The 24,242-nt window shown below is 64.0% G+C and carries 22 protein-coding genes; 14 read left to right on the top strand and 8 right to left on the bottom strand.

Translation table 11 applies throughout. The features are described 5' to 3' along the window. Window positions 1-86 precede the first annotated feature (86 nt). Window positions 87-350, bottom strand: a complete 264-nt coding sequence (locus tag GH665_RS04615; protein ID WP_153134854.1) for a hypothetical protein — start codon at window positions 348-350, stop codon at window positions 87-89. A 105-nt stretch (window positions 351-455) separates the two neighbouring features. Further along, on the bottom strand, window positions 456-911 hold the full coding sequence (locus GH665_RS04610) for a hypothetical protein (protein ID WP_153134853.1): 456 nt from the start codon (window positions 909-911) through the stop codon (window positions 456-458). A 317-nt stretch (window positions 912-1,228) separates the two neighbouring features. Between GH665_RS04610 and GH665_RS04605 the strand changes: the two genes are divergently transcribed. From GH665_RS04605 to fumC, 5 genes are all read left to right on the top strand, one after another. After that, the gene (locus tag GH665_RS04605) at window positions 1,229-1,447 is read left to right on the top strand and encodes an RNA-binding S4 domain-containing protein (protein ID WP_011489423.1); all 219 of its coding nucleotides are present in this window, start codon (window positions 1,229-1,231) and stop codon (window positions 1,445-1,447) included. Window positions 1,448-1,705: 258 nt separating this feature from the next. Beyond that, window positions 1,706-3,118: an MATE family efflux transporter gene (locus GH665_RS04600; RefSeq protein ID WP_153134852.1), complete on the top strand. Its 1,413-nt coding sequence runs from the start codon at window positions 1,706-1,708 to the stop codon at window positions 3,116-3,118. A gap of 320 nt (window positions 3,119-3,438) precedes the next feature. Beyond that, the gene (gene panS / locus GH665_RS04595; RefSeq protein WP_028199235.1) at window positions 3,439-4,398 is read left to right on the top strand and encodes a ketopantoate/pantoate/pantothenate transporter PanS; all 960 of its coding nucleotides are present in this window, start codon (window positions 3,439-3,441) and stop codon (window positions 4,396-4,398) included. A gap of 365 nt (window positions 4,399-4,763) precedes the next feature. Then, window positions 4,764-6,431: a phospholipase D family protein gene (locus tag GH665_RS04590; RefSeq protein ID WP_153138237.1), complete on the top strand. Its 1,668-nt coding sequence runs from the start codon at window positions 4,764-4,766 to the stop codon at window positions 6,429-6,431. 30 nt (window positions 6,432-6,461) lie between these two features. Further along, window positions 6,462-7,862: a class II fumarate hydratase gene (fumC, locus tag GH665_RS04585; protein WP_153134851.1), complete on the top strand. Its 1,401-nt coding sequence runs from the start codon at window positions 6,462-6,464 to the stop codon at window positions 7,860-7,862. Between the two features lie 102 nt (window positions 7,863-7,964). Here the strand turns inward: fumC and GH665_RS04580 are convergent, their stop codons facing one another. The 4 genes from GH665_RS04580 to GH665_RS38655 all read right to left on the bottom strand — a co-directional run bounded on the left by GH665_RS04580 (window position 7,965) and on the right by GH665_RS38655 (window position 11,207). Then, window positions 7,965-8,471 carry an acyl-CoA thioesterase gene (locus tag GH665_RS04580; protein ID WP_028199238.1) on the bottom strand — a complete coding sequence of 169 codons (507 nt, stop codon included), beginning with the start codon at window positions 8,469-8,471 and terminating at the stop codon, window positions 7,965-7,967. A gap of 129 nt (window positions 8,472-8,600) precedes the next feature. Beyond that, window positions 8,601-9,656 (bottom strand): GlxA family transcriptional regulator, encoded by a 1,056-nt coding sequence (locus tag GH665_RS04575; RefSeq protein WP_153134850.1) that lies wholly within the window; start codon window positions 9,654-9,656, stop codon window positions 8,601-8,603. After that, window positions 9,656-10,930, bottom strand: coding sequence for an MFS transporter (locus tag GH665_RS04570; RefSeq protein WP_153134849.1), 1,275 nt, complete (start codon window positions 10,928-10,930; stop codon window positions 9,656-9,658). The genes GH665_RS04575 and GH665_RS04570 overlap by 1 nt, the downstream gene beginning before the upstream one ends. 133 nt (window positions 10,931-11,063) lie before the next feature. Then, window positions 11,064-11,207, bottom strand: a complete 144-nt coding sequence (locus GH665_RS38655; RefSeq protein WP_167346786.1) for a hypothetical protein — start codon at window positions 11,205-11,207, stop codon at window positions 11,064-11,066. A 239-nt stretch (window positions 11,208-11,446) separates the two neighbouring features. On the opposite strand from GH665_RS38655, the gene GH665_RS04565 reads away from it, so the two are divergent. Beyond that, window positions 11,447-12,160, top strand: a complete 714-nt coding sequence (locus tag GH665_RS04565; protein ID WP_153134848.1) for an ArsR/SmtB family transcription factor — start codon at window positions 11,447-11,449, stop codon at window positions 12,158-12,160. Between the two features lie 183 nt (window positions 12,161-12,343). Then, complete coding sequence (locus tag GH665_RS04560) at window positions 12,344-14,719, top strand: DUF6600 domain-containing protein (RefSeq protein ID WP_153134847.1); 2,376 nt, start codon at window positions 12,344-12,346, stop codon at window positions 14,717-14,719. 126 nt (window positions 14,720-14,845) lie between these two features. Here GH665_RS04560 and GH665_RS04555 read toward each other — a convergent pair whose 3' ends face one another. Continuing rightward, the gene (locus GH665_RS04555) at window positions 14,846-15,817 is read right to left on the bottom strand and encodes a thymidylate synthase (protein ID WP_153134846.1); all 972 of its coding nucleotides are present in this window, start codon (window positions 15,815-15,817) and stop codon (window positions 14,846-14,848) included. Between the two features lie 140 nt (window positions 15,818-15,957). After that, a complete protein-coding gene (locus GH665_RS04550) occupies window positions 15,958-17,352 on the bottom strand; it encodes a sigma-54 dependent transcriptional regulator (protein ID WP_028199244.1) in 1,395 nt (464 codons plus the stop codon). A 536-nt stretch (window positions 17,353-17,888) separates the two neighbouring features. Between GH665_RS04550 and GH665_RS04545 the strand changes: the two genes are divergently transcribed. The 7 genes from GH665_RS04545 (at window position 17,889) to GH665_RS04515 (ending at window position 24,234) form a co-directional block, all read left to right on the top strand. Then, the gene (locus GH665_RS04545; RefSeq protein WP_153134845.1) at window positions 17,889-18,455 is read left to right on the top strand and encodes a hypothetical protein; all 567 of its coding nucleotides are present in this window, start codon (window positions 17,889-17,891) and stop codon (window positions 18,453-18,455) included. 62 nt (window positions 18,456-18,517) lie between these two features. Then, a complete protein-coding gene (locus tag GH665_RS04540) occupies window positions 18,518-19,009 on the top strand; it encodes a hypothetical protein (protein ID WP_246216143.1) in 492 nt (163 codons plus the stop codon). Next, a complete protein-coding gene (locus GH665_RS04535; RefSeq protein ID WP_246216142.1) occupies window positions 19,006-19,656 on the top strand; it encodes a hypothetical protein in 651 nt (216 codons plus the stop codon). Before GH665_RS04540 ends, GH665_RS04535 begins: the two co-directional genes overlap by 4 nt. A gap of 29 nt (window positions 19,657-19,685) precedes the next feature. Beyond that, on the top strand, window positions 19,686-21,071 hold the full coding sequence (locus GH665_RS04530; protein WP_153134844.1) for a hypothetical protein: 1,386 nt from the start codon (window positions 19,686-19,688) through the stop codon (window positions 21,069-21,071). 190 nt (window positions 21,072-21,261) lie between these two features. Then, window positions 21,262-21,876, top strand: a complete 615-nt coding sequence (locus GH665_RS04525; RefSeq protein WP_246216141.1) for a C39 family peptidase — start codon at window positions 21,262-21,264, stop codon at window positions 21,874-21,876. A gap of 6 nt (window positions 21,877-21,882) precedes the next feature. Beyond that, window positions 21,883-22,683: a peptidase C39 gene (locus tag GH665_RS04520; RefSeq protein WP_153134842.1), complete on the top strand. Its 801-nt coding sequence runs from the start codon at window positions 21,883-21,885 to the stop codon at window positions 22,681-22,683. Window positions 22,684-22,794: 111 nt separating this feature from the next. Continuing rightward, entirely contained in the window at window positions 22,795-24,234 is a 1,440-nt protein-coding gene (locus tag GH665_RS04515; RefSeq protein WP_246216140.1) for a hypothetical protein, read from the top strand. Window positions 24,235-24,242 lie beyond the last annotated feature (8 nt).

The following is a 24,242-nucleotide window of genomic DNA, read 5'->3' as shown; positions in this document are numbered from 1 at the left end:
GACCCGGGCGCACACGCGCTCCGGGCCATTTTGGCGACGGCGTCGGGCAACGCGTTCGCGACGCCTTGCCTCCCATCGAAACACTCTTACTGCTTCTTCGCGTCCTTCAGACTGGCATCGGCGTTCGCCTTGTCGGCGTCGGCCTGGGCATCGGTCTTTTTCTTGTCGGCCTTGACTTGCGCCACCGAGGCTTTCTTGTCAGCCTTCGACTGTTCCTTCGCCGCTTTCTTGTCGGCGTGGGTCACCGGCGCGGCGGCCGGCCCGCTCGCCTGCGCGAACGCGACTGACGACAGGCAACCGGCGATCAGCGCGGCGTAAATCCGGTTCTTCATCGGCTGGGTGATGTTCATGCGATACCTCCGTACAACGGGAATGCGGGTCAATCAGACAGCTTGCACAGCCCCGCTTCACTCCGCAGAAAGCTGGGTGAAGCGGGCCGCAGAGGACGTGTGGATTTAGTGCTTCACGTCGGCGCCGTTGTCCTGGGCAGCAGCCTGGCCTTGCATGTTCATCTTCATTTCGTTGTTGGCGGTCTGCTTGTCAGCCTTCTGGTTGATCTTGGCGTCATGCACCTGCTCCTTGTACTGCGACTTGGCAGCCTTTTGCTGCTGCTTCAGCTCGGTCTTGGACGCCTTCTTCGACGCCTTGTATTCGGCATTAGCCTGCGCGTTGGCATCGCGCTTCTGAACCAGCGGATCGGTCGAACCCGATGCCGTCAGGCGCGTCGGCGCCGGCGTGACCGGCTGCACACCCTGCGCGGCCGGTGCTGCGGGCGCGTCAACGGCACCCTGGGTCTGGACTTGTGCCTGGCCATTCATACCCGCGGCCGGTTGCGCGGTCTGCGCGAAAGCAGCGGTAGCGGCAAAAGCAGTCAGGGCGGTACCGATCAGGAGCGTACGAATCTGAGTCATGGCGAAATCCTCTCTAAAATTGTTGTGACACGGGCGCCGTATCCGGTGCTGCATAGGGATGAGCGATTCATGCCCACCTCGCCCGGTCTATTCGCTGCTGGAAAAATTCAGCAGGCTTTCCTACAGACCCGCACTTTACGAGTGAAGTTCGTTATGTACGACCAGTGTTACGGAACGTTTCATTTTCTGACAAAAGTACAACATTCACATAACAACTGCTTGCAATTGGCGGTGCAAGGTCCAAACCCACCGGGACTTTCATTCAAGTCAAGCTTCTGGCTTATGATGCGAACCCTTTGCTTCAACGCGCAAACGTCATGCCCAACCTCGATTTCACACTGACCGGCGACTACGTCGAACTGCACAATCTTCTGAAGATAACGGGGCTTGCCGACAGTGGCGGGTCTGCAAAAATGATGGTCGCGGACGGTGCGGTGACCGTCGACGGCCGGGTCGAAACGCGTAAAACCTGCAAAATCCGCGCGGGCCAGGTCGTGCTGCTCGGCGATACGCGAATTGCGGTGCACGAGGCCTGACGCACGCGGAGTCTGAAAACTATTCCGAGAACTCGGAAGACCGCACGCACCAAAATCGTGCTTCCTCCATCGACATCCCCGTGCTGAAGCAATAAGCTGTCAGTTTCGACAGACAAACAATCGGCTGACAGCCGCCCTACGCCCCGGTGAGCCGCCTACGCGCCACCCCGCCGGCGGCACGCAAGCCGCGGGAGTCGCATGCGCCGTGCGGCTTATGCCCGCCGCCACGCTGTCATCCCTTCCGCCTCCAGGCGCTCCATGACTCAATCCGGCTTCACCCGGGTGGCCGCCCGGCCGCCGACCTTGTCCCGCCACGCCGCCGATACCGCCCGGCTCGCGGCGCCGCTCGCCATCGCACAACTGTCGCAAATGGCGATGGGCGTGACCGATACGATCCTGCTCGGCTCGCTCGGCCCCGACGCGCTTGCCGCCGGCGGCCTCGGCGCCAATCTGTTCTTCGTCGTGGTCACGCTGCTGCAAGGTGTGCTGACCTCCGTCAGCGTGAGCGTGTCGCATGCGCGCGGCGCGCAGGACGAAGGCCGCGTACCGCACATCTACTGGACCGGTTTCGTGTTATCCGTCCTGCTCTCGGTGCCGGCGTTCTTCCTGCTGTCGTTCGCCACGCCGATCCTGCTGGCGTTCGGCGAACCCGCGCTGCTTGCGCACAACGTCGGCGAATACGCGGCGGTGCTGCGCTGGGGCTCGCTCGGCAGCCTGATCGGCGTCGGCCTGATGCGCTCGTTCCTGCCGGCCATCGGCGCGGCCAAACGGCTCCTGTGGGTGTCGCTCGTCAGCGTGTTCCTCAACGGTTTTCTCAACTACGGGCTGATTCATGGCGTCTACGGGTTGCCTCGCCTGGGCTTTCTCGGTTCGGCCGCGGCCACCTCGATCACCGTCTGGCTGAGCGCGCTCGTGCTGATGGCCTTGTTGCATCTGCGGCCACGCTATAAACACTTTGTCGTCGCCACCCGGCCGAACGTGCCGCTGATGGGCGAGCTATTCGGCATCGGCTGGCCGGTCGCGATTACCTACGGTGTCGAGTCGACCCTGTTCCTCGCCACCGGCCTGATGGTCGGCCTGCTCGGCGAGTCGCAACTGGCCGCGCATCAGATCGCGTTGAACGTCGCGTCCGTCGCCTTCATGGTGCCGCTCGCGATCGGACAGGCAGCCAATGTGCGGGTCGGCTACTGGTCCGGCGCAGGGCAGCCGCTCGCCGCGCGCCACGCGGGTTTCGTCGCGCTCGCGCTCGGCGTCGGCTTCATGACGCTGTCGGGCATCGTGCTGATCGCGGCACCGCATTGGATCGTGGGCCTGTATCTGCATCTCGACGACCCGGTCAACGCGGCCACGGTCACGCTGGCGAGTTCGCTGCTCGGCGTGGCCGCGATCTTCCAGATCGTCGACGGCATGCAGACGGTCGGCTCAGGCTGCCTGCGCGGCCTGAAGGACACGCGCGTGCCGATGATCGCCGCGACGTTCGGGTACTGGGTGATCGGCTTTCCGACCGGCTACGTGCTGGCCTTTCACTTCGGGCTAGGCGCGCGCGGTTTGTGGTGGGGTCTCGCGGCCGGCCTCGCAAGCGTGGCGCTGCTGATGACCTTGCGCTTTCACAAGCTAAGCTTGCGGCGCGTGCCGGTCACGCCAGGCGCGCCGCCGGCCACCTCGGCCTGAGTTTGACGTGAAGTCCGCCTGAGCCTGGAGCGAGCCGCTCTGAACCAGGTCCAGGTAACGCCCGGATGGTTGCGCCCGCAACCATCGTTTCCCGGAAAAGCTGCCGTCAACGGTAAAATGCGTACTCTGGCGACACTGCGCGCACCCGCGTAACGCCACTCGCGCGCCTCACGAAGGCCCGCGTCACCCGACGGCTCGACACCTGACGTCGGGGCATACCGCTCTCGCGAACAGCACCTCGAACATGCACCGCTTCTTGCCGCGTGCCGTTCGGCCGACCTTCAATTCTCGCCATAAAACACAACCAGGGACCACCCGTCATGCTTGCCCGCGTCACCCGTTTATTTCCGCTCTGGGCCGTGCTCGTCTCGATCGCCGCATACTCCTCGCCGGCCTCGTTCACCAGCATTGCGCCGCATGTCACCACGCTGCTGACGATCATCATGCTGGCCATGGGCGTCACGCTCTCGGTGGCCGATTTCCAGCGCGTCTTCACGCGCCCCGCGCCGGTGATCGCCGGCATCGTGCTGCATTACCTCGTGATGCCGCTCGCTGCGTGGGTTATCGCCAAGGCACTGCGCATGCCGCCTGATCTGACCGCCGGCATGGTGCTGGTGGGCAGCGTGGCAAGCGGCACGGCGTCGAACGTCATGATCTATCTGGCACGCGGCGACGTGGCGCTGTCGGTAACGATCAGCGCATTGTCGACACTGGTCGGCGTATTCGCGACGCCACTGCTCACGCGTCTTTATGTGGACGCATCGATTGCCGTCGACGTGCACGGCATGCTGATGAGCATCCTGCAGATCGTCGCGTTGCCGATCGTGGTCGGGCTCGTCGTCAACCAGTTGTTCAACAAGGCGGTGCGCAAGGTCGAACCGATCCTGCCGCTGATCTCGATGGTGGCGATTCTGCTGATCATCGGCGCGGTGGTCGGCGGCACGCAGAAGAGCATCGCGTCGGTGGGCCTCGTGGTGATGCTGGGCGTCGTGCTGCACAACGGCATCGGTCTGCTCGGCGGTTACTGGGGCGGCCGCTTGCTCGGCTTCGACGAAGCCGTCTGCCGCACGCTCGCTATCGAAGTGGGCATGCAGAATTCGGGACTCGCGGCGACGCTCGGCAAGCTGTATTTCACGCCGATCGCAGCGTTGCCGGGCGCGTTGTTTTCGGTATGGCACAACCTCTCAGGCTCGCTGCTCGCGGGTTACTGGGCGGGACGTCCCGCGAAAGGGTCGACGCACCCAGATGGCCAGCGCGCGTTGAACGCCGAACGCGGATAAGCACCCGCAAGCGACCAGCAAGTTACAACCCGGCGGCGGCCGGGGCGCCACGGCTCTCACGCCGCTGGCTTTATCTGACGGTATCTGCCCTCACGTTCACAGCGTGCCGGCAGATACCGTCAGACACCGGTCCGACACCGGCCCGACACCATCACGCAGGCAAGCAGACCAAGGTCCCGCGTTACCGTCAAAGCCAGGAACGAAAGCCCGCCCGTCTGATTCCCCTTAGAATGCATTTCTCGGCAGCGCGATCAAGCCACACGCGCTGCCGCCATGAGAGGCCTGCCAACGGGAGAAACAGCGTGTCGTGGCATCAAGACAAGAATCAGACCGCACTGCATCGCAAGTCCGCTTTGAGCACGCCCATGGGGAAGCCCTCCACGCCGAAGGACGCGCCGCGCCGCGCAGGAAGTTTCAGTAGGGAATCGCGGGATGGCTGGACAACGATACGTTTCTTCCTGCTGTGCTGCGCGGCGGCATGTTTGACCGCTTGCGCCGCCAAGCCTCCCGCCACCGCATTCGAGCGCCCCGTCACCCACGCACTGCCGGTCACCGAGTCAACGCCGCTTCGCACGGCCCTCGCGCCGCTCGAAGCGGCGCATCCGAACGAGTCCGGTTTCCGGCTCTTGCCGAGCGGCACCGACGCCTTGCAGATGCGCATTGCCCTCGCGCGCGCGGCGACGAAAACCCTCGACATGCAGTACTACATCGCCAATGAGGACACCACCGGCAAGCTGCTGCTCGGCGCCGCACTCTACGCGGCCGATCACGGCGTGCGGGTGCGCATGCTGGTCGACGATCTGAACTTCAAGGACATCGACCGCACGATGGCGGGTCTGAACTCGCATCCCAACATTGCGATCCGCGTCTTCAATCCGTTCGGCAGCGCGCAGGAGGGCGTGTTCCAACGCACCACCAACCTGTTCACGCAGATCGATCATTTCACGCGACGCATGCACAACAAGTCGATGATCACCGACAACCAGTTGGCGATCGTCGGCGGCCGCAACCTCGGCGACGAATATTTCAGCGCCAGCGAAACGCTGCAGTTTCGCGACCTCGACGTGCTCGCCGCCGGCCCGATTACCGCCGACGTCTCCGCGAGTTTCGACGACTACTGGAACAGCAGCATCGCCTATCCGCTGCAGGTGCTGAACAAACAGAAGTTCGATGCGAAAGAGCTCGACCAGACACGCGACGATTTACGCCAACACTGGCGCACCAACGCCGACCCCTACAACGCGAAGCCGCTGAACGCCACACCGCTCGCCTCGCAGATCGCCCAGGATCAACTCGGCCTGACGTGGGCACCCGCTGAATTCAAGGCGGACCTGCCGGAGAAAATCGAACATCCGTCGCCGGACTACGTCAGTCCGCCGATGCAGCGCCTCGCCGAACTGATGCGCGACGCACAGAAAGACTTTCTGATCATTTCGCCCTACTTCGTACCGCACGAGAGCGGCGTCAAGGCGGCCGGCGAACTCACGCATCGCGGCGTGCGCATCGCCGTGCTGACCAACTCGCTCGCCGCAACCGACGCGGTAGCCGTGCAAGCGGGCTACAGTCCTTTTCGCGTGCCGCTGCTGCAACAGGGCGTGGAGTTGTACGAATTCAAACCGCAGCAGAATACGGCTCGCGTCCGCTTCACCGGATCTCACTCGCGCGCCAGCCTGCATGCCAAGACCTACGTGATCGACCGCAAGATTCTGGTGATCGGCTCGATGAATCTCGATCCGCGCTCGGCCAATCTGAACACTGAGCAGACGCTGGTCATCCATAGCCCCGCGCTTGCCGAACAGGTCGCGCAAATCTTCGAGCGCGCCATCGCGCCCGACGCGAGCTACCGCGTCACGCTAGCCGATCCGGCGCAACTCGCCTATCTGCGCTCGATCGGCGCGCCCCTTTCGCCTCTGGTCTGGACCGACGTCGAGGACGGCACGCGCCGTACCTATATCTTCGATCCGCAAGCGGGTTTTTACCGGAACGCGCTAACCGGTCTATTCTCCTTATTACCGGTTAACGCACAACTTTGATCGCACCACTTTGAGAAGCGGAGTTGAACCATGACTGAAGACGTACGAATGGAGCGCGACACGTTCGGCGAAATCGCCGTACCGAACGCTCGTCTATGGGGCGCGCAAACCCAGCGCTCACTGCAGAATTTCCGCATTTCGTCGGAGAAACAGTCGCCCGAACTGATCACCGCGCTAGCCGTCATCAAGCGCGCCGCCGCGGAAGTCAATCTGGGTCTCGGTGTACTCGACGAGAGCAAGGCGAAGGCGATCATGCAAGCGGCCGACGAGATCATCGACGGCAAGCATCCGGAGGAATTTCCGCTCGCGGTCTGGCAAACCGGCTCCGGCACGCAGACCAACATGAACCTCAACGAGGTGATCGCGAATCGCGCGAGCGAACTGCTCGGCGGCGAGCGCGGCGAAGCGCGCAAAGTGCATCCGAACGACGACGTGAATCGTGGCCAGTCGTCGAACGACGTCTTTCCGACCGCGATGCACGTAGCCGCTGCCTACGCGATCGTCAAGCATCTGCTGCCGGCGCTGAAAACGCTGCGCGATACGCTCGACAGCAAGGCCAAAGCCTTCGCCGACGTCGTCAAGATCGGCCGCACGCACCTGCAGGACGCTACACCGCTGACGCTCGGCCAGGAATTCTCCGGCTACGTCGCGCAACTCGATCATGGCCTCCGTCATCTGGAGTCGGCGCTGCCGCATCTGTACGAACTCGCACAGGGCGGCACGGCGGTCGGCACGGGCCTGAACGCGCATCCGCAATTCGCGGACAACGTGGCGGCCGCGATCGGCAAGCTAACCGGTTTGCCGTTCGTCTCCGCGCCGAACAAATTCGAAGTCATGGCAGGGGCCGATGCACTGGTGTTCGCGCACGGTGCATTGAAGACGGTGGCGGCCAGCCTGAACAAGATCGCCAACGACATCCGCTGGCTCGCGAGCGGTCCGCGCTGCGGGCTCGGCGAACTGTCGATTCCGGAAAACGAACCCGGCAGCTCGATCATGCCGGGCAAGGTCAATCCGACCCAATCCGAAGCCCTGACAATGCTGTGCTCACAGGTGTTCGGCAACGACGTCGCGGTGAATATCGGCGGCGCGAGCGGCAACTTCGAATTGAACGTGTTCCGGCCGATGATCGCGCACAACGTGCTGCAATCGATCCGTTTGCTCGCCGACGGCGCGCACAGCTTCAACGACAACTGCGCGGTGGGCATCGAGCCGAATCGCGAGCGTATCGATACGCTGCTCAACGAATCGCTGATGCTGGTGACGGCGCTCAATCCGCACATCGGCTACGACAAGGCCGCGCAGATCGCGAAGAAAGCGCATAAGGAAGGCACCACGTTGAAGGCGGCGGCGCTCGCGCTCGGCTATGTCACCGGGCAGCAGTTCGACGAATGGGTACGGCCGAAGGATATGGTCGGGCATCCGGCCAAATGACCGGCTACGTCACCGGGCGGCATTGGGCCCGGTGACCGGTTTCCCGACGCGGGTTGTACAGCAGGCCGCGAATGCAACGATCGCGCGGCCTGCCGGCGCGGCTTAAACCTTTCCCTGCGCCACTTCTTCCGGCTTCAGCTCGACGATCGCGTCGAGCGCTTCCTTGACGTCCATCGCGTACTTGGCGAGGCGCTTCTGCTCATCCGTTTCCGGCACGAATGCCGGCACCGGCACCGGATGGCCGTTCTCGTTGACGGCCACCATCACCACCAGACAGTCCGTGGTTTGCAACAGCTCGCCGCCCTTCGGATCGCCCGCCTGCACCGACACGTGGATGTGCATGCTGGTGCGGCCCGTCGCCACGACCCGCGCGCGCAGCTCGACCAGGTTGCCGACCAGAATCGGCCGGCGAAAGCGGATATTGCCGACGCTGACCGTCACGCAGTAGCGCCCCGACCATACCGCCGAGCACGCATAGGCGGTCTCGTCGATCCACTTCATCAACGCGCCGCCATGCACCTTGCCGCCGAAGTTGACCGAACTGGGTTCGGCGAGAAAGCGAAAGGTGGTTTCGGAACGGTCCAGCGGCGCTAAGGCAGGGGTGCTCATCTTGACTCCGGTCAATCGGATGCATTAAAGGAGGCGATTATACGAGCGCAATATTGACTCCGTCGCGAGTCGGACCGGGTTATCTTGCGGAATTTCCGCCGGGGCGGCCGCCATGCTTTCGTCGAGCTTTCATTCGCGCCGTGGCGCGACCGCTGACTCGAACCGCTCCCGATACTCGAGCGGCAACACGCCGAAACGCCTCACAAATGCGCGCCGCAAGTTCTGTTCGCTGCCGAAGCCGCAATCGAGCGCAATCCGCTTGAGCGGCCGGTGCGATTCGGCGAGCACCCGTGCGGCTTCCTCCAGCCGCAGTGCCGAGACGGTTTTGGCCGGCGTGCGGCCGACCTCGTCGACGTAGCGCCGCGCGAAAGTCCGCGGGCTCATCCGCGCGCGCGCGGCCAGGCGCTCGACCGACAGATCGTCGCGTAAATTGGCCGCCATCCAGCTATGCAGCGCCTCGAATGGTCCGCGCGCCGAAGCCTGGGCCGCCAACGCGGCGCTGAATTGCGACTGCCCGCCGGGCCGCTTCATGAACACCACCAACCGCCGCGCCACCTGCATCGCGACCGCGTGGCCGACATCCTCTTCGATCAGCGCGAGCGCCAGATCGATACCCGCCGTGACGCCCGCCGATGTCCAGACGACGCTCTCATCTTCCCCGCGCCCCGCGTCGCGGATGAAGATCGGGTCGGCATCGACCTGCACGTTCGGGAAACGGCGCGCCAGATGCGGCGCCTCGCGCCAGTGGGTGGTTGCGCGGCGGCCGTCGAGCAGGCCCGCGGCCGCCAGATAGAAAGCGCCCGTGCAGACCGAGCACACGCGCCGCGCCTGCGGCGCACGGCGTCGGATCCACGCGACGAGTTCCGGCTGCAAGGTGCAGGCCTCGTCGATCGGAACGCCCGGGACGATCAACGTGTCGATCGGCTGGTCGTCGAGCGAATCGAGCCGTTCCGTGACAACCGGCAGGCCCGGGAAAGTTTGCAACACGCCACCGTCGATCGACGCAACGGTCGTGCGATAGGCAACTGGTCCGGCAGGGTTGCCGACTGAGTTTGTGGTACGGGTCGCAGCGCCTGCCGCAGCCGCCATGGTCAACTCGGCACGCCAGAACGCTTCGAGCGGACCGCAGGCATCGAGCAACACGAGTTCAGGCGCCACCGCGAAAACGATATGACGTGCAACCATCAGGAAACCCCTTTTGCGAGTTGCCGCTTGCTCGACCACGCATAGCCCAGCGTGGCCAACGCCGCGATCCCGAGCAGCGGAAAAATCGCGGCGTTGATCGTCGCCCAGCCGAAGCGCGCCAGCAATTGCCCGGCGAACAGCGAGCCCAACGCGGAAAACGCAAAGGTCGTGAACTCGCTGGTGGCCTGCGTCTTGGCGCGCTCGGACGGCCGGTACGATTGCGCGAGCAGCGTCGATCCGCCGACGAACATGAAATTCCAACCCACGCCAAGACACGCGAGCGCCGCATAGAAGTGCGGCAGATCGGTGGAGCGCAACGCCAGCACGCCGCACATCGCCGACAGCACGATCCCCGCGCCGATCACCGGCAGCACGCCGAAGCGCTGGATCAGTCGCGCGGAAAACAGCGACGGCGCGAACATGCCGACCAGATGCCATTGAATGATCTCGGCGCCGTCGCCGATCGTGTGGCCGCACGCGACCGCCGCAATCGGCGTCGCGGTCATCACGAACATCATCACGGCGTAGCCGAGTGCATTGTTGGCGAGTGCCGCGGCAAAAATCGGTTGCCGGACGATTTCGCCGAGCGGCCGGGCCGCTTCGTGAGTCAGGGCCGCGCTCGCGTGCGGCGCGGCGTCGCGATACAGCAGCGCCAGCATCGCGATCGATACGAGCCCGAAGCCCGTGACCAGCGCATAGGAGCCCGCAAAAGCGACCGGCGCGAGCCAGTCCTTGCTCCAGGCGGCGAGAAGCGGCCCGCAGACAGCGGCCACCACGCCGCCGGTGAGCACAGTTGAAATCGCCCGGCTCTTACCTTCGATGCCGACGGCATCCGCGGCCGCCAGCCGGTAATACTGCGCGAACGCCTGAAACACACCGACTGTCGCTGTACCCGTACAGAACGCCCAGAAACTGTGATGAAAGATCGCCCAGACGGAGACGGCCCCGCCCAGTGCGCCGACGCCCGCGCCCAGCACGAAGCCCGCGCGCCGGCCGATGCGTGCCATCAGGAACGAAGCAAAGATCGTGGTCAACGCGGCAGCGACGGTGATCAGCGAGAACGGCAGTGTCGCGAGCGCCTTGTCGTCGGCAAGCGTGTAGCCGACCAGACCCGTCAAAGTCAGATCGATTGAGACAGACGAGGTATAGAGCGCCTGGCAGATCGCCAGCACGCGCGCGGCGCGCCGGCCGTTGGGATCTGAATGGCCGGAGCCGGTTTGACTGGCGGCAAAGGGGGCAGCGGTGGAAGGTGGGGAAGAAGCAGCGGGCGGCATCGGTAGGCCTCGGTCGGCGAAAGTGGCGATGCCCAGATCGTCACATGGCCGGTGATGGCAGGAATGCCAATGATGCATCAATTCCAGCCACGGCACTCATCCGCCTGAAAAAGCGGCCGCAGCCGCCTCCGGACTACTTGTGGACGGTAATGCCCTCGTCGATCGTGCCGTACATCGTGATGCTGCCCGTACCCGCACCCGAGCTCGAACCCGAACCGCCCTGCGCGCATGCGCTGAACAGCAGAACCGCGGCAGTGGCGGCAAGAAGAAATTTCATGACAGCGTGTTCCTGCAAGGACAGGCTTCGATTTTAGCCTGGCCGCCCGAGACGGCTCAGAAGCGGCCTTGAAGCGGCCTTGAAGCGGCCATGATGCACACGCTGCCCGGCCTTGATCGCCGCCAGGTTTTCGTAGCCACTGCATTCGACAATTCACGCTAAGCTGAAACATCGAATGCAGCAACCCTATAGAGTGGACTGCATGGCGCTCTGCCCGCGCCACCAACCGGAGACGCACGATGCCCGCGAACCTCGCAGACGAGCAAAACCATTTTCCAGGCTTGAGCCGTATCGGCGCGCTGCTCGCCGACCCCGGCCGCGCCGCAATGCTGTGGGCGCTGATGGACGGCAGCGCCCGCCCGGCCGGCGAACTGACGATGATCGCCGGGCTCTCGCCGTCGGCGGCCAGCGCTCATCTGGCGCGCCTGACTGACGGTGGCCTGCTCGCGCTCGAAGTGCGCGGCCGGCATCGTTACTTCCGGATCGCCTCGCCGGATATCGCGGCGTCGATCGAAGCACTCGCCAACGTCGCACAGGTCAGCGCGCCGCAGCGGGCGGTGCCGCGTCCGGTGCGCACCGTGCCAGTCGACATGCGCTACGCCCGCACCTGCTACGACCACATGGCGGGAGAACTGTCGGTGCGGGTGTTCGAGCGGATGGTCGAGGGCGGTCTGCTGACGCTGCACGGTTCGTCGCTTGAAGCCACCGCTAACGGCGCCGCGCGCTTCGCCGATTGGGGCATCGACATGTCCGCCCAGAAGAGCCGCCGCCGGCGCTTCGCCTGTACCTGTCCCGACTGGAGCGAACGGCGTCCCCACCTGGGTGGCGCGCTCGGCGCGGCACTGCTCGATTCATGGTCGACGCATGGCTGGGTCGAGCGCACGGAGCGCCCGAGAATCCTGCGAATCACCCCCGCGGGCCACCGTCATTTCGACGCGTTCCTCGCCGCCTGAGTCGCGCCTAACTGATTGACGTAATTACAAAATTTGTTCTATCAGCTTACGAAACGCCTTATCGAGACCTTTTGTTACACGCTCGCGAGAGAGCCTTACAAAACTGGGGGCCTTGAAACAATCCGTACGGGTAGAGTGGTTCTCACGGTTGCGGCACAATGCCGCGTCCGTCGGAGATAAACCATGAGAACAGTGACCACACCCCAACACTCGAAACGCCAGATGACCGGCTACACGCTGATCGCTGCCGCGGCATTTCTGTTCGCCGCGCAAGCCACCTTTGCACAGGAAGCCGAACAGGCACCGCCGGGCGCAGCGACGCAAAATACCGATCCGCCGGGGCGCGTGGCGCGTCTGAACTATACGGCCGGCGCCGTGACCACCGAGCCGGCCGGCGCAACCGACTGGTCGTACGCGCAAATCAATCGCCCGCTCACCACGGGCGATCAATTGTGGAACGATCAGAATGCGCGCTCCGAACTGCATATCGGCTCGACCGCGCTGCGGCTCGACCAGTCCACCAGCCTCGACATCCTCAATCTCGACGACAACAGCGCGCAGTTGAAAGTCGCGCAGGGCACGTTGTCGACGCGGGTGCGCGAACTGGCGCCCGGTTCCTCCTATGAAATCGACACGCCGAATCTGGCGCTCGGCCTGAGCGGCCCTGGCGACTATCGCGTCGACGTCGCGCCGGACGGCAGCAGCACCACCGTCACCGTACGCAGCGGCAGCGCGACGGTGTACGGCGACAGCGGTCAGGTGCCGGTCGCGGCAGGTCAGCAGATCCGCTTTGCCGGCACCAACCTGCAACAGGTCGCCGACAACGGCGCACCCGGTCTCGACCCGTTCGACCAATGGGCGGCAAGCCGCGACGCAGCGGAAGACCGCTCGGTGTCGGCACGCTACGTGTCGCGCGACATCCCCGGCTATCAGGATCTCGACGCCAACGGCACGTGGCAGAGCAGCCCGCAGTACGGTGAAGTATGGGTGCCGCGCGCAACCCCGGCCGGCTGGGCGCCGTATCACGACGGCCATTGGGTATGGCAGGCACCGTGGGGCTGGACCTGGGTAGACGACGCGCCGTGGGGTTTCGCACCCTACCACTATGGCCGCTGGGCTTACGTCGACGACTCGTGGGCGTGGGTGCCTGGGCCGATCGTGGTCAGCGCGCCGCCGGTCTACGCACCGGCACTGGTTGCCTTCGTGGGCGGTGGCGGCGGCGGAGTCAACTGGGGGGTCAGTCTGGCGATTGGCGGCGCTGTCGCAGCCGGTGTCGCGTGGTTCCCGCTTGGCCCTGGCGAGCCGTGGCACCCGAACTGGGGTGGCCACAATAACTGGAGCCCGGGTTACTACAATCGCGTCAACAACACGACGGTTGTCAACAACTACAACCGCAACATCAACGTGACGAATGTGAATGTGACCAACATTCACAATACGTACATCAACTATCGCGCGCCGGGTGGCGTAACCGCGGTGCCGGCGACGGCTTTCGTGCACGGTCAACCGGTTGGCCGCTTCGCGCAGAAGGTCGATCCGCAACAATGGCGCAACGCGCAGATCAATCCGGGCGGTCCGGGGATCGCGCCGGTGAAGCAAAGCTTCGGGCCGGGCCTGCGTAACGCGAACTATCGTCCGCCGGCCGCCGTGATGGCGCGCCCGGTCGTCGCCACGCGCAGCCCGGCCGTACCGGCTGCGTACCACGACACGCTCGCGCAGCGCTTTGCGCAGAGCGGCGGACGGGTGCCGGGCGCGGGAGAGCCGATCGTGCGAACCTCGGTGCCGGCGCACATGGCGGGCGCTCCAGGAGCCGTGCCGGTGCAGAACGTGCGGGTCGTGCAATCGCATATGGCCGGGCGGATGCCGGGTGCAGCACCGGGTGCGCCTAATGGCATGCAACAGGGCATGCAACAGGCCGGTCAGCGGCCCGGCGCAGCGCCGAACGCTCAACCGCAGCGTGGCGGCGAACCGCAAGCCCGGCCGGGCACGCCGCCGCAAATGGCCAATCTGCACGAGCAGCCCGGCGAAGCAGCACGTCAGTCGAATGGCGTGCCGCACCCGCCGCAAGCTAACGGCGCCAACCCGAACGCTTACGCACAGCAGCACGGTGCGCCGGGGCAAACGGGTCAGCAAGCGGGTGCGGAAGCACGGCGTGAGCCGGCATGGACGCAGCCGCATGCGCCGATGGCTCAGCAGGCGCAGCAACATGGCGCCCCGCAAGAGCAGGCACGTCAGCCGGAGGGCCGTCCTGAGCCGCAGCAACAGGCCCAGCGTCAGCCGGAAGCGCAACCGCCGCGTGCGCCTGAAGTACACGCCCAGCCGCAGCAGCAACCGCGTGAGGAATATCGTCCGCAGCCGCAACAGGCACAGCAGCCGCGTCCTGAACCGCGTCCGCAACAGGTGCAGCAGCCGCGCCCCGAACCGCGTCCGCAACAGGTGCAGCAGCCACGCCCCGAACCGCGTCCGCAGCAGGTGCAGCAGCCGCGCCCGGAGCCGCATCCCCAGCATGAGGAGCAGCACTCGAGCAGCGCCAATCGTGACGAGCATCACAAAAGCTAACGATGACGCGCGCGGCTAGATGCGCGCGCAACGTGACCGTCGGAAGGCGGCAATAAAAAAACCCCCGCGACTTACCTCGCGGGGGTTTTTCTTTGAGCAGACTGCAAGCCGGCGCTCTGACCCTACTCAGACTGCCATCGGCGCCGTAAGCGGTTCGTGATGACGGTAGCCGATCAGCGAGAAATCCGACGGTTCGATTTTCTCGAGCCATTCCGGTTCGTACACGCCGGTTTTCGCATAGTCCGGCACGCGGTCCGAAATCGCAAAGGCCGGGCTTTCGTACGGCTCGCGCGTGAGTTGTTGCTGCAACATATCGAGCTGGTTCTCGTAGATATGCGCGTCGCCGATGAAGTACGTGAACCAGCGCGGCGTGTAGCCCGTCAGGCGGCCAACCAGATGCAGCAAAGCTGCGCCTTCAGTCAGATTGAACGGCGTGCCGAGGCCGACATCGTTGCTGCGAATGTACAGGCACAGCGAAATCTCACGGCGCGCGACATTCGGCAGGAACTGATAAAGGAGGTGGCAAGCCGGCAGCGCGATCTGATCCAGCACGGCGGGGTTCCAGCCATGAAACAGAATTCGACGGTCGGCGGGGTTCTGCATGATCGTGTCGAGACACTGCCGCAACTGGTCGACCGCTTTGTACAGCAGCACTTTGCGGCTGCCGTCCTCGTCGAACTCCGTCACCACCTGGAAGCCACGCGCGGTGGCGTCGGCCAGTTGCGCGCCGGCGCCTGCGTCCAGCACCTTGTAAGCCGGCCACTGGCGCCACTGCACGCCGTACACGTCGCCGAGGTCGTCCGGGCCCTGACGATACGGATTGGCGAGCCATTGCGGATTCTGGTTGGCGTTCGCGTCCCACACCTTGCAGCCCAGATCGCGAAAATCCGCGGCGCTGCGCGAAGCGCGCAGAAACCCGACCAGTTCGCCAACTGCCGATTTAAACGCCAGCTTCTTCGTGGTGACGGCGGGAAAGCCCTGCTGGAGGTCGAAGCGCAACATGGCGCCCGGCATGCTGATCGTGCGAATGCCGGTGCGGTTCTCCTGCCACGTACCGGTGTCGAGAATCGTGCGGACGAGGTCGAGATATTGTTTCATGCGGGTTCCTTCGACGCAGCGCGCCCTTCAGTCGGGAGCATGCGCCACGGAGAGTGAGCGGAAAACCCGATTTTAACAAGCGCAGCCGCGCGGCGCCCGATTGGGGCGCGCGGCGCAGAAAATATCGGCGGGAAAGCCTGCTAGAGATGCGGCACCGAGGCCGGCAGCTCGCCGTGCGGGGTAGCCAGCGGTTCGCCTTCCATATGGCGCATGCCGTGGGAGCACAACAGGCGATACAGTGTCACGCGCGAAATGCCGAGTTCCTGGGCAGCGTCGCCGAGACGGCCGCGATGGCGCAGGAGCGCGAGCTCGATTGCCTGACGCTCGGCCGCTTCGCGCGCCTGGGCGAGCGACACCGGCACGATCTCCACATATTCGGCCAACTCGAGATCGCGTGCCGTGATCGCGCGCCCTTCCGACATCACGATCGCGCGCCGCACGCGATTGATCAACTCGCGTACGTTGCCGGGCCAGCCGTAGTTATGCAGCGCCGCGATGGCGTCGGGCGCGAAACCGCGCAGACGGCGGCTTGCATCTTTCTTGAAACGTTCCAGCATATGCCGCGCAAGCAGTTCGATATCCTTACCACGTGCACGCAACGGCGGTTCGTCGATTTGCAGCACGCACAGGCGGTGATATAGATCGGAGCGGAACCGCCCTTCGATCATCGCCGCCGTCATATCCACGTGCGTGGCCGAGATGATGCGCACGTCGACGTCGATCGAACCGTGACCGCCCAGCCGCTCCACCTTGCGTTCCTGCAGAAAACGCAGCAGGCTCGCCTGGCTTTCGAGCGGCAGATCGCCGATTTCATCGAGAAACAGCGTGCCGCCGTTGGCCGCTTCCACCCGGCCGATCTTGCGCTGACTGGCGCCAGTGAACGCGCCGCGCTCATAACCGAATAGTTCGGATTGCAATAGATGTGGCGGAATTGCGCCGCAGTTGATCGGCACAAAAGGCGCATTGCGGCGCGCCGAGCGTTCATGGATCGCGACCGCGGTCAGCTCCTTGCCCGTGCCCGATTCGCCCGAGATAAATACCGGCGCGTCGGTCATCGCCACTTTGCGAATCGAACGGAACAGCGCGAGCATCGCGTCGCACGAACCGACCATTTCGCCTTCTGCGCCTTGCGAGCCGTCATTCGATGCCGGCTCTCCCAGCGAGATCATGCCGTACGCATGCCCCACCGAATCGACGATCCTGTCGCCTGAGTAAGGCACCGTTACATAGTCGAAACAATAGTCCCGTACGAGCCGGCGCAAGGCCGCGTCCTGCAGTTGCCCAGGTGTGGTGGCCGCAACCCAGCCAACATTCGGAATGGTCAGACAGGACTCGAAAGCGGCGATTTCGTGTGGCTGAAATTCGCTAGACAGGTCGAGCAGGCCGCCCGCCGCCATGCCGGCGCGAACAGCACGGCGCACGTCGCGCGCCGATCCCACGACTTCGACATGCCAGCCGCGCTGATTGAAGCGTGTATTCAGTTCCGCGCTCGGATCGCGTGAAACGTAAATCAGTTGCCGCGTTGCGGGTTCCATTATTCAGATCCTCTCGTCAACGAACGTTAAGGATGACGTACGCACCTGAACCGCGGTTCAGACACGCTGACTCATTCGGGATTCGCGAAATAGCAAAACCCGAACGGTCATTCCATTCCGTGCGGACAGCTGATCCCCAAGAAAGCGGCGTGTGTGTTTGAGACGGCCCGTTAGCGGGCTTTTTTAAATCTGAAGCTGTTTTCGAGAGCTTACTATACACGCGCCACTTGGAAAACAATTATGCGAATTTAATCGGGGACTCCTTTCTCAGCAAGGCCGGGCGGGCGATCCAATCTTATTCAACTTACGAATAAAAGCATTGTGGAAGCGCTTTTCCTGGCGTTCACCCCAAGGTAGTTCATACCGTCCGATTTAACGAATTACAGGTATTTTCTGCCTGCCGTTTCAGCACTGAAACGTTTTTGTCCGATTTCTCAGTTCTTTCTCCGCGGTATGCGGGTCGCCTCCAGACGCATCAATGGATTGCGACTCATGGCACACGTTTCGCTAAATGCTGTGCACCAAGGAGACACATCATGCGACTCGCTTTCCGCATCGACCTGAACAGCATTGCACCTTGCGCCGCACTGTGCGCCGTCGCGATGGTCCTGATCGTGCTGCCCGCCGGCGTCAATGCACAGGAATTCACCCTGCCTCAATCCGCCACGGTGGCCGAAACCGCCGATACCGGTTCCGCCACCCTCGCGAGCACGACGCTCGCAGCGGTGGCAACGCCGGACATGGCGGCCATCCATACGGCGAGCGCCGCTTCGATGGACAACGCGGTGGCGGACAACAAGGCAGCCGACACGATCGACAGCGCCACGTCGCGCAGCGATCTGGCCGGCAACGCGCTGAGCATTGCCGCCGACACCGCGTCCGTGAGCGATCTCGTGCTGGACGACCAGGCGCTGTCCAGTCAGCGCGGCGGCTTCAGCGGCATGTTGATGGTCGCGGCCACCCCGCAAATGATGCGCAGCTTCAACAGCGGCGGCAACGGCGTGACGCTGTGGGACGAAATTGCTCCGCCGTCGCAGTTGCCGGTGCCCGTCGACGTCGCCCGCTCTGCGCAAGGCAACGTCACAAGCTATCAGAGAAATTAGCGCGGCGATCCGTTCGCTGCCCAAGACCGCACCGGCCGATCGTCCGCCAGCAAGGAGCTGACATGAACGCCTCAACCCAGATGCCGAGCAGCCGCCGCCCACGCGCGGCCCTGCTGTCCGCGCTGCTCGGCGTGCTCGCTGCGGGTGCCGTCACGAGTGCCGCCGCGCAGCAGGCGACCCAGCCGGGCAATCTGATCATCGAGCGTGACATCACACCGCGCGATGCGTTCGTGCCGGTGCCGAAGAGCCAGGATCCGATTTCGGTGCAGGTCCAAACCTTCCCGAGCGCAGCCTTCGACGGCGCGATCGGCGCGATGGCGAGCGATCTCGACCTGAACGGCGCGCACGGCACCAGCGGCATCGCCGGCAACGGCTTCATGCCGGCGCTGGTCGGCGCAAACGGCATCCAGCACATGCTCGCAGGGGCCGGCAACACCGTCCCGGTTGGCGCGGGCGCCAGCTTCGGCGGCGCCGGCGGAATCGGCAGCTCGATCGCCCAGTCGGTCAACGGTGCCCTCGCACCCCTCGGCGCTGCGTTGGGAGCGATGAAATGAAGACCACACACGCACCGGCAGCGAAGCGCCTTCCGTCACGCAAGCAGCCGCGCTGGCCCCTGATGCTCTGCGCCTTCCTAGGCCTTGCGAGCGTCGCGGCACACGCTCAAACGCCGTCCGCGCTCGTCGACGTGCAGTCGGTGATCGGCAACGGCGCGGTCAATGGTGCAACTGGGGTCGTCGCCATCAACGAGGCGGCGGGTCTGGACAACGTGCAAGCAAATCAGGGTGTGCTCACCAACGGGCAAATCCCTTTCAATCTGATCGGCAGTTCGCAGAGCGCGTCCACCAACGCCAAAACGACGGCTGCGAAAAGCACGATCAGCAATAACGCATTTTCAAACACCTCTGGCCTTATCGAAGTGAATCAGTCGGCGGGTGTAGGGAATCTTCAGCGGAACAGCGCCGTGATCGGTTCTGGACCGGTTGAAGCGGAGATCGTAGCGGATGGGGTGCTATCCGCTACGACCGCCAAGGGAGGCGGGCTGGGAAAGTCTGGCAATAACCACGACGCGCGCGAGGTGTCCATCGGTGCGGACGCGCTCAAGAGCGTCAGTGGAATCGTCCAGATCAACCAGACTGCCGGCTCAGGTAACGTCAGTTCAAACAGTTTTGTGCTCCGTCCCCCGGCGGGCACCTTTTTCTAACGAGCCACACTCTTTATCGGAGCGTCATCATGAAGCGCACTATCATTGCAGCGGCTGTCCTGTCGACGATGGCAGCAAGCTCGGCTTACGCCGAATGCACGGCCGGTTGCGACCCGGCTGAGCTCTTTACGGCAACGAACATCTACACCGACATCGGCGAGTTCGGCTTCATCACGCTGCGCGGCAGGGTCAACGTATCGAGCAGCTCCGGCGCCACGGTCAACAATACGCAAAACGTGAGCGTCGCCGGCGTCAACATGCAGACGCCGCCGCAGAGCTACACCGCCGGTGCGGTGACCACGTCCATCAACGCCTCCAAAAGCTGGAACAATGCAAGCGGCGGCGGTGGCGGCTGGGGCGTGAGCCAGTCGTATAGCACCAACGCGTGGGCCTATGACAAGAGCAACACGCAAACCAATACGGCTTCGTCGAGCGCCGGGTTTATCGCAGGCGGCGGCTTCGCGACCGGCATCGAAGCCTCATACAACGGCTACAACTACGCAAATACGCATGCCTCCGCGAACGGCTTCCTCGCCGCGGGCGTTATCGCCGGTCTCGGCGTCGGCCCTGGCGTGATCGTCGGCGGTATCGCAGCAGGCTTCGCCGGCGCGCTGAACACCCATGTCGCGAACAATTTCGGTGCCGGGCTCGAAGCGCAGGCAGCCGGCTACGGCGTGGCGTATGGCGGCTACGCAGCGGCCAGCCAGAGTACGGCGACGGAAACCCGCAGCGGCTATGGCGGCAAGGTGAGCGAAAGCTACTCGGAAGGCAGCCACGCCTACGGATGGGCTCACAACTATGAAGACAACAAGGGCACCGTCACGGTGACCGGCTCTGTGACCCAGTACATCGACACCGAAAAGCCGACGACGATGTCCGCCGGCATCGGCAAGGATGCGCTGGATACCGCAAGCGGCAACATCGGCGTCAACATCTCCACCGGCGTAAACAACGCCCAGTCCAACGACGCCGCCTTGTCGAACATGGATGTCGGCCCCGTGTTCGGCAGCGCCCAGATCTACTCGACCCAGGCCTCGAGCGGCTCGGCGACAGTGGGTGACTTCAACTTTGTGGCTTCCGTCGGCGCAAACGCGCTGGCCAATGCGACGGGCAATATCGGCGTGAACGTGGCTTCGGGTGCGGGCAACGTGCAAAACAACAGCCTGGCAGCATCGGCTACGACCGACAGCAGCACGGCGGGCCGGCATGGCGGCATGCAAGGTGGCGAAGTCATCGCCAGCGACCAGAACTGTCAGACCGCTGCAGCAGGCGTCACTGGCGAGTTCACCGGCTCGGCGATGCTCGGCTCGGGTGCGCTCAACCACGCTGACGGCAACATCGGTGTGAATATCGCGTCGGGTGTAGGCAACCTGCAACACAACGGCCTCGCAGTTGCCAGCGTGTCGCATCAGTAATCAGCAGTCCGTAATCAGTAATTAAAGCTGTATAGCAGGAAGACAACCGGTCAGCCTTCGGGCTGACCGGTGTCTCCCCAGGGGGGGATAGACCATGTTCGGGGTGAGCAGGGCAACGCATGGCTTTTTTGCGGCGCTCTTCGCTGGACTCGTGCTGTCACAAACGGGTCACGCGCAGAGTGCCCTTTCCATGAATGCCGCAGCGGGCGTGCCGTTCGACGTGAACGTGCGCTCGATTCGCGAGCTACGCTACAACCACATCGTTTCGCAGCGTTACGACTACAGCTGCGGCTCGGCCGCTCTGGCCACGTTGCTGAAGTACGGCTACGGCATCGACATTCCCGAAACCGAAATGATCCGCCGCATGATGGTGTTTTCGACACCCGAGGTGGTGGTCAAGAACGGCTTCTCGATGCTCGACATGAAGAAGTTCGTCGAAACGATCGGCCTGCGCGGCCGAGGTTTCCGTGTCACGGCCGAAGCGCTTTATCACCTGCAGATTCCCGTGCTCGTGCTGATGAACAGCGACGGCTACGAGCACTTCGTCATCGTCAAGCACGCGGAAGACGGCCGCATCTTCATTGCCGACCCCGCCCTCGGCAACCGCATCGTCATGGAAGACGACTTCGTCAAGAAGTGGAACGGCCTCGTGTTCGCGGTCGTCGGCAAGCCATTCAAGGAGGATTCTCCGCTCTTGCAAGGCAACGAGTCGCTCGCGCTCAAGCTGCGCGAACGCGCGCTGGAAAACGGCACGGCTGCGACTCCCTTTGTTGAATACGGTTTGATCAAGGCAGAGTTGTTCTAACTCATCATGGACCGAAACTTAATCGCCATTGGCTGTGCGTTGTGTGTCACGACGTGCGGCCTCGCATCCGCCGCGCAGGCTGCCGAGCAGGCGCCGACGGTGTTTGAAGACGTCGGCGCCCTCAAGCTGCAACCCGTCGACGACACCATCCTCGCCAGCCAGACCGGCAAGGGAATTGTCGGGGACATCATCTCGGGCGTCGTCATCAACCTGCTGTCGCAATGGCAGCTGCCGAACGGCGCCACCGCTGTCGCCTCAGGCGCGCTCGCCATCGTCACCAACGCCCTCAACACGCCGAGCGTGCAGTTCAATTCATCGGCCTCCGTGACCAGCCCGAACGCGCCATCGGGTAGCGGAGCCAACCACAACGCCAGCGCGAGCGGCGGGCAGAACGTCAGCGTCAACGGCGTCTCGCAGATCGCTCAGGTGGCCGGCAACGGCAACCTCGGCACCAACCAGGCACTGATCGATTTCGACGCCTCGCCGGGCAGTCTGACCGGCGGTACCTATAACAACGCAAGCTCGGCTGCCGCCAGCAATGCGAACGGCTCGATAAAGGCCTCCGTCAGTCTCGCCAACGGCGGAATTTCGATCGCACTGCAAACGCCGGCCGGTATCGCCACGCAAAGCATCGCGCCGAGCAGCGCGCAACAAGCCGGGATGATCGCCCAACTCTTGCAGATCGCAGGCAATAACCAGCAAGTCGCCAACCAGTTGCAACTGCATTTGCAGACACAGCAGATGTCGGCCTCGATGCTGCGCCAGTTGGGTGTCCTACAAGCCCTGCAAAACACCGTAAGGAGATAACACGGGCCGCCACCCGCTCAGGACCAAGACCAAGTATCACAGCAGTACCAAAACGACCGTGCGAAGCATAGGAGACATGCGACGCACGGTCAGAATACCGGGGGAACAAAAATGATCAGATTCTCAAGGACCGGTACGCCACGCATGGCGTTAGCGGCCATTCCGGCCGCAGTCATGCTGTTCGCGTTATCGCAGGGGGCCAGCGCGCAGGCGCTCGCCGATCAATCGGTTGAAGACCGGCTGAACACGCTCATGCGTGTCGTCAGCGAGCAGCAAAAGCAGATCGTCTCACTCGAACGACAGGTCACGAATCTCGAGATGGCGCAGCGCGGCCGCGGCGCGCCGGGCTACGGCGAGCCGACCGGCGACGCCGCGGTCGCCGAGCAACCCGGCGCGGACGGCCTGCCTGTGCCGTTGCCGCCGCTGGCTCAGGTGAACCCCGGCACCCCCGCGCCCGGCAGCGCGACGGGCACCGCGACAGGCGTGCCGGTCAATCCGCCGGTGCCGGACAACAGCGGCGGAGGCAGCCTGCCTGCCGCGACCGACGGCAGCGGCGCGGTCGGCCAGACCCAGAAAGCCGCGCAGCCGGTGCGCACGCAAGCCGAAGACGCGGTGGTGCAGAACCAGCAGCACACGCCGCTGTTCGAGCACAAGCTGACCATGGACTGGGGCATCAGCGATACCTACTACGACCGCCGCCAGTTGCAACTGTCCGGCTTCCTCGCGCTCGATGCGATTTTCCTCGGCAACATCAACCTCGGCGAAACCAAGTCGCACCAGGTGATGGCCGACCTCGACACGCGCTACGGTCTGACCGACCGCATCAGCGTCGACGTCGACGTGCCCTATGTCTACCGGCACAGCAACTTTATCGTCGGCGGCGCCGGCGGAGCCGCCAATACGGTCTCGGACGCCTCGGCGAATTCGAGCGCCATCGGCGACGTCAACTTCGGGATCTACTACCAGATCCTGAAGGAAACCAACAGCCTGCCGGACCTGGTGGGCAGCCTGCGCATCAAGGCGCCGACCGGCACGTCGCCGTTCGGCATCAAGCTGCAACAGGTCGATGCCGACAACACCAACCTCGTCGCGCCCACCAAGCTGCCCACCGGCACCGGCTTCTGGAACATCACAGCGGGTCTGTCGGTATTGAAGACCTACGATCCGGTCGTGCTGTTCGGCAGCGTTTCGTACACCTACAACATTGCCCGCTCGTTCTCGGACATCTCGTCGGTGATCGGCCAGACCGAGCCGGCGACGGTCAAGATCGGCGACGTCGTGCAGTTCGGCGGTGGCGTCGCGCTCGCGTTCTCGGACAAGGATTCGGCCAGCATCTCGTACACGATGGCGCTGGAACCCGAATCGCAAACCAAGGCGCCAGGCGGAACCTATTCGAAGGTGCCGGGCAGCGAAACCACGGCGGCCGCATTGACCTTCGGCCTGAATCACGTAGTGAACAAGCACTTGACGATCAACGGTTCGGTGTCGGTGGGCCTCACGCCCGACACGCCGAACTTCGTGATCGGTGTGCGCTTTCCCTACACTTTTTGACGTGCCAA

The organism is Paraburkholderia agricolaris (assembly GCF_009455635.1).
GTDB classification, from domain to species: domain Bacteria; phylum Pseudomonadota; class Gammaproteobacteria; order Burkholderiales; family Burkholderiaceae; genus Paraburkholderia; species Paraburkholderia agricolaris.
This window is presented reverse-complemented; position numbering and strand designations above follow the sequence as displayed.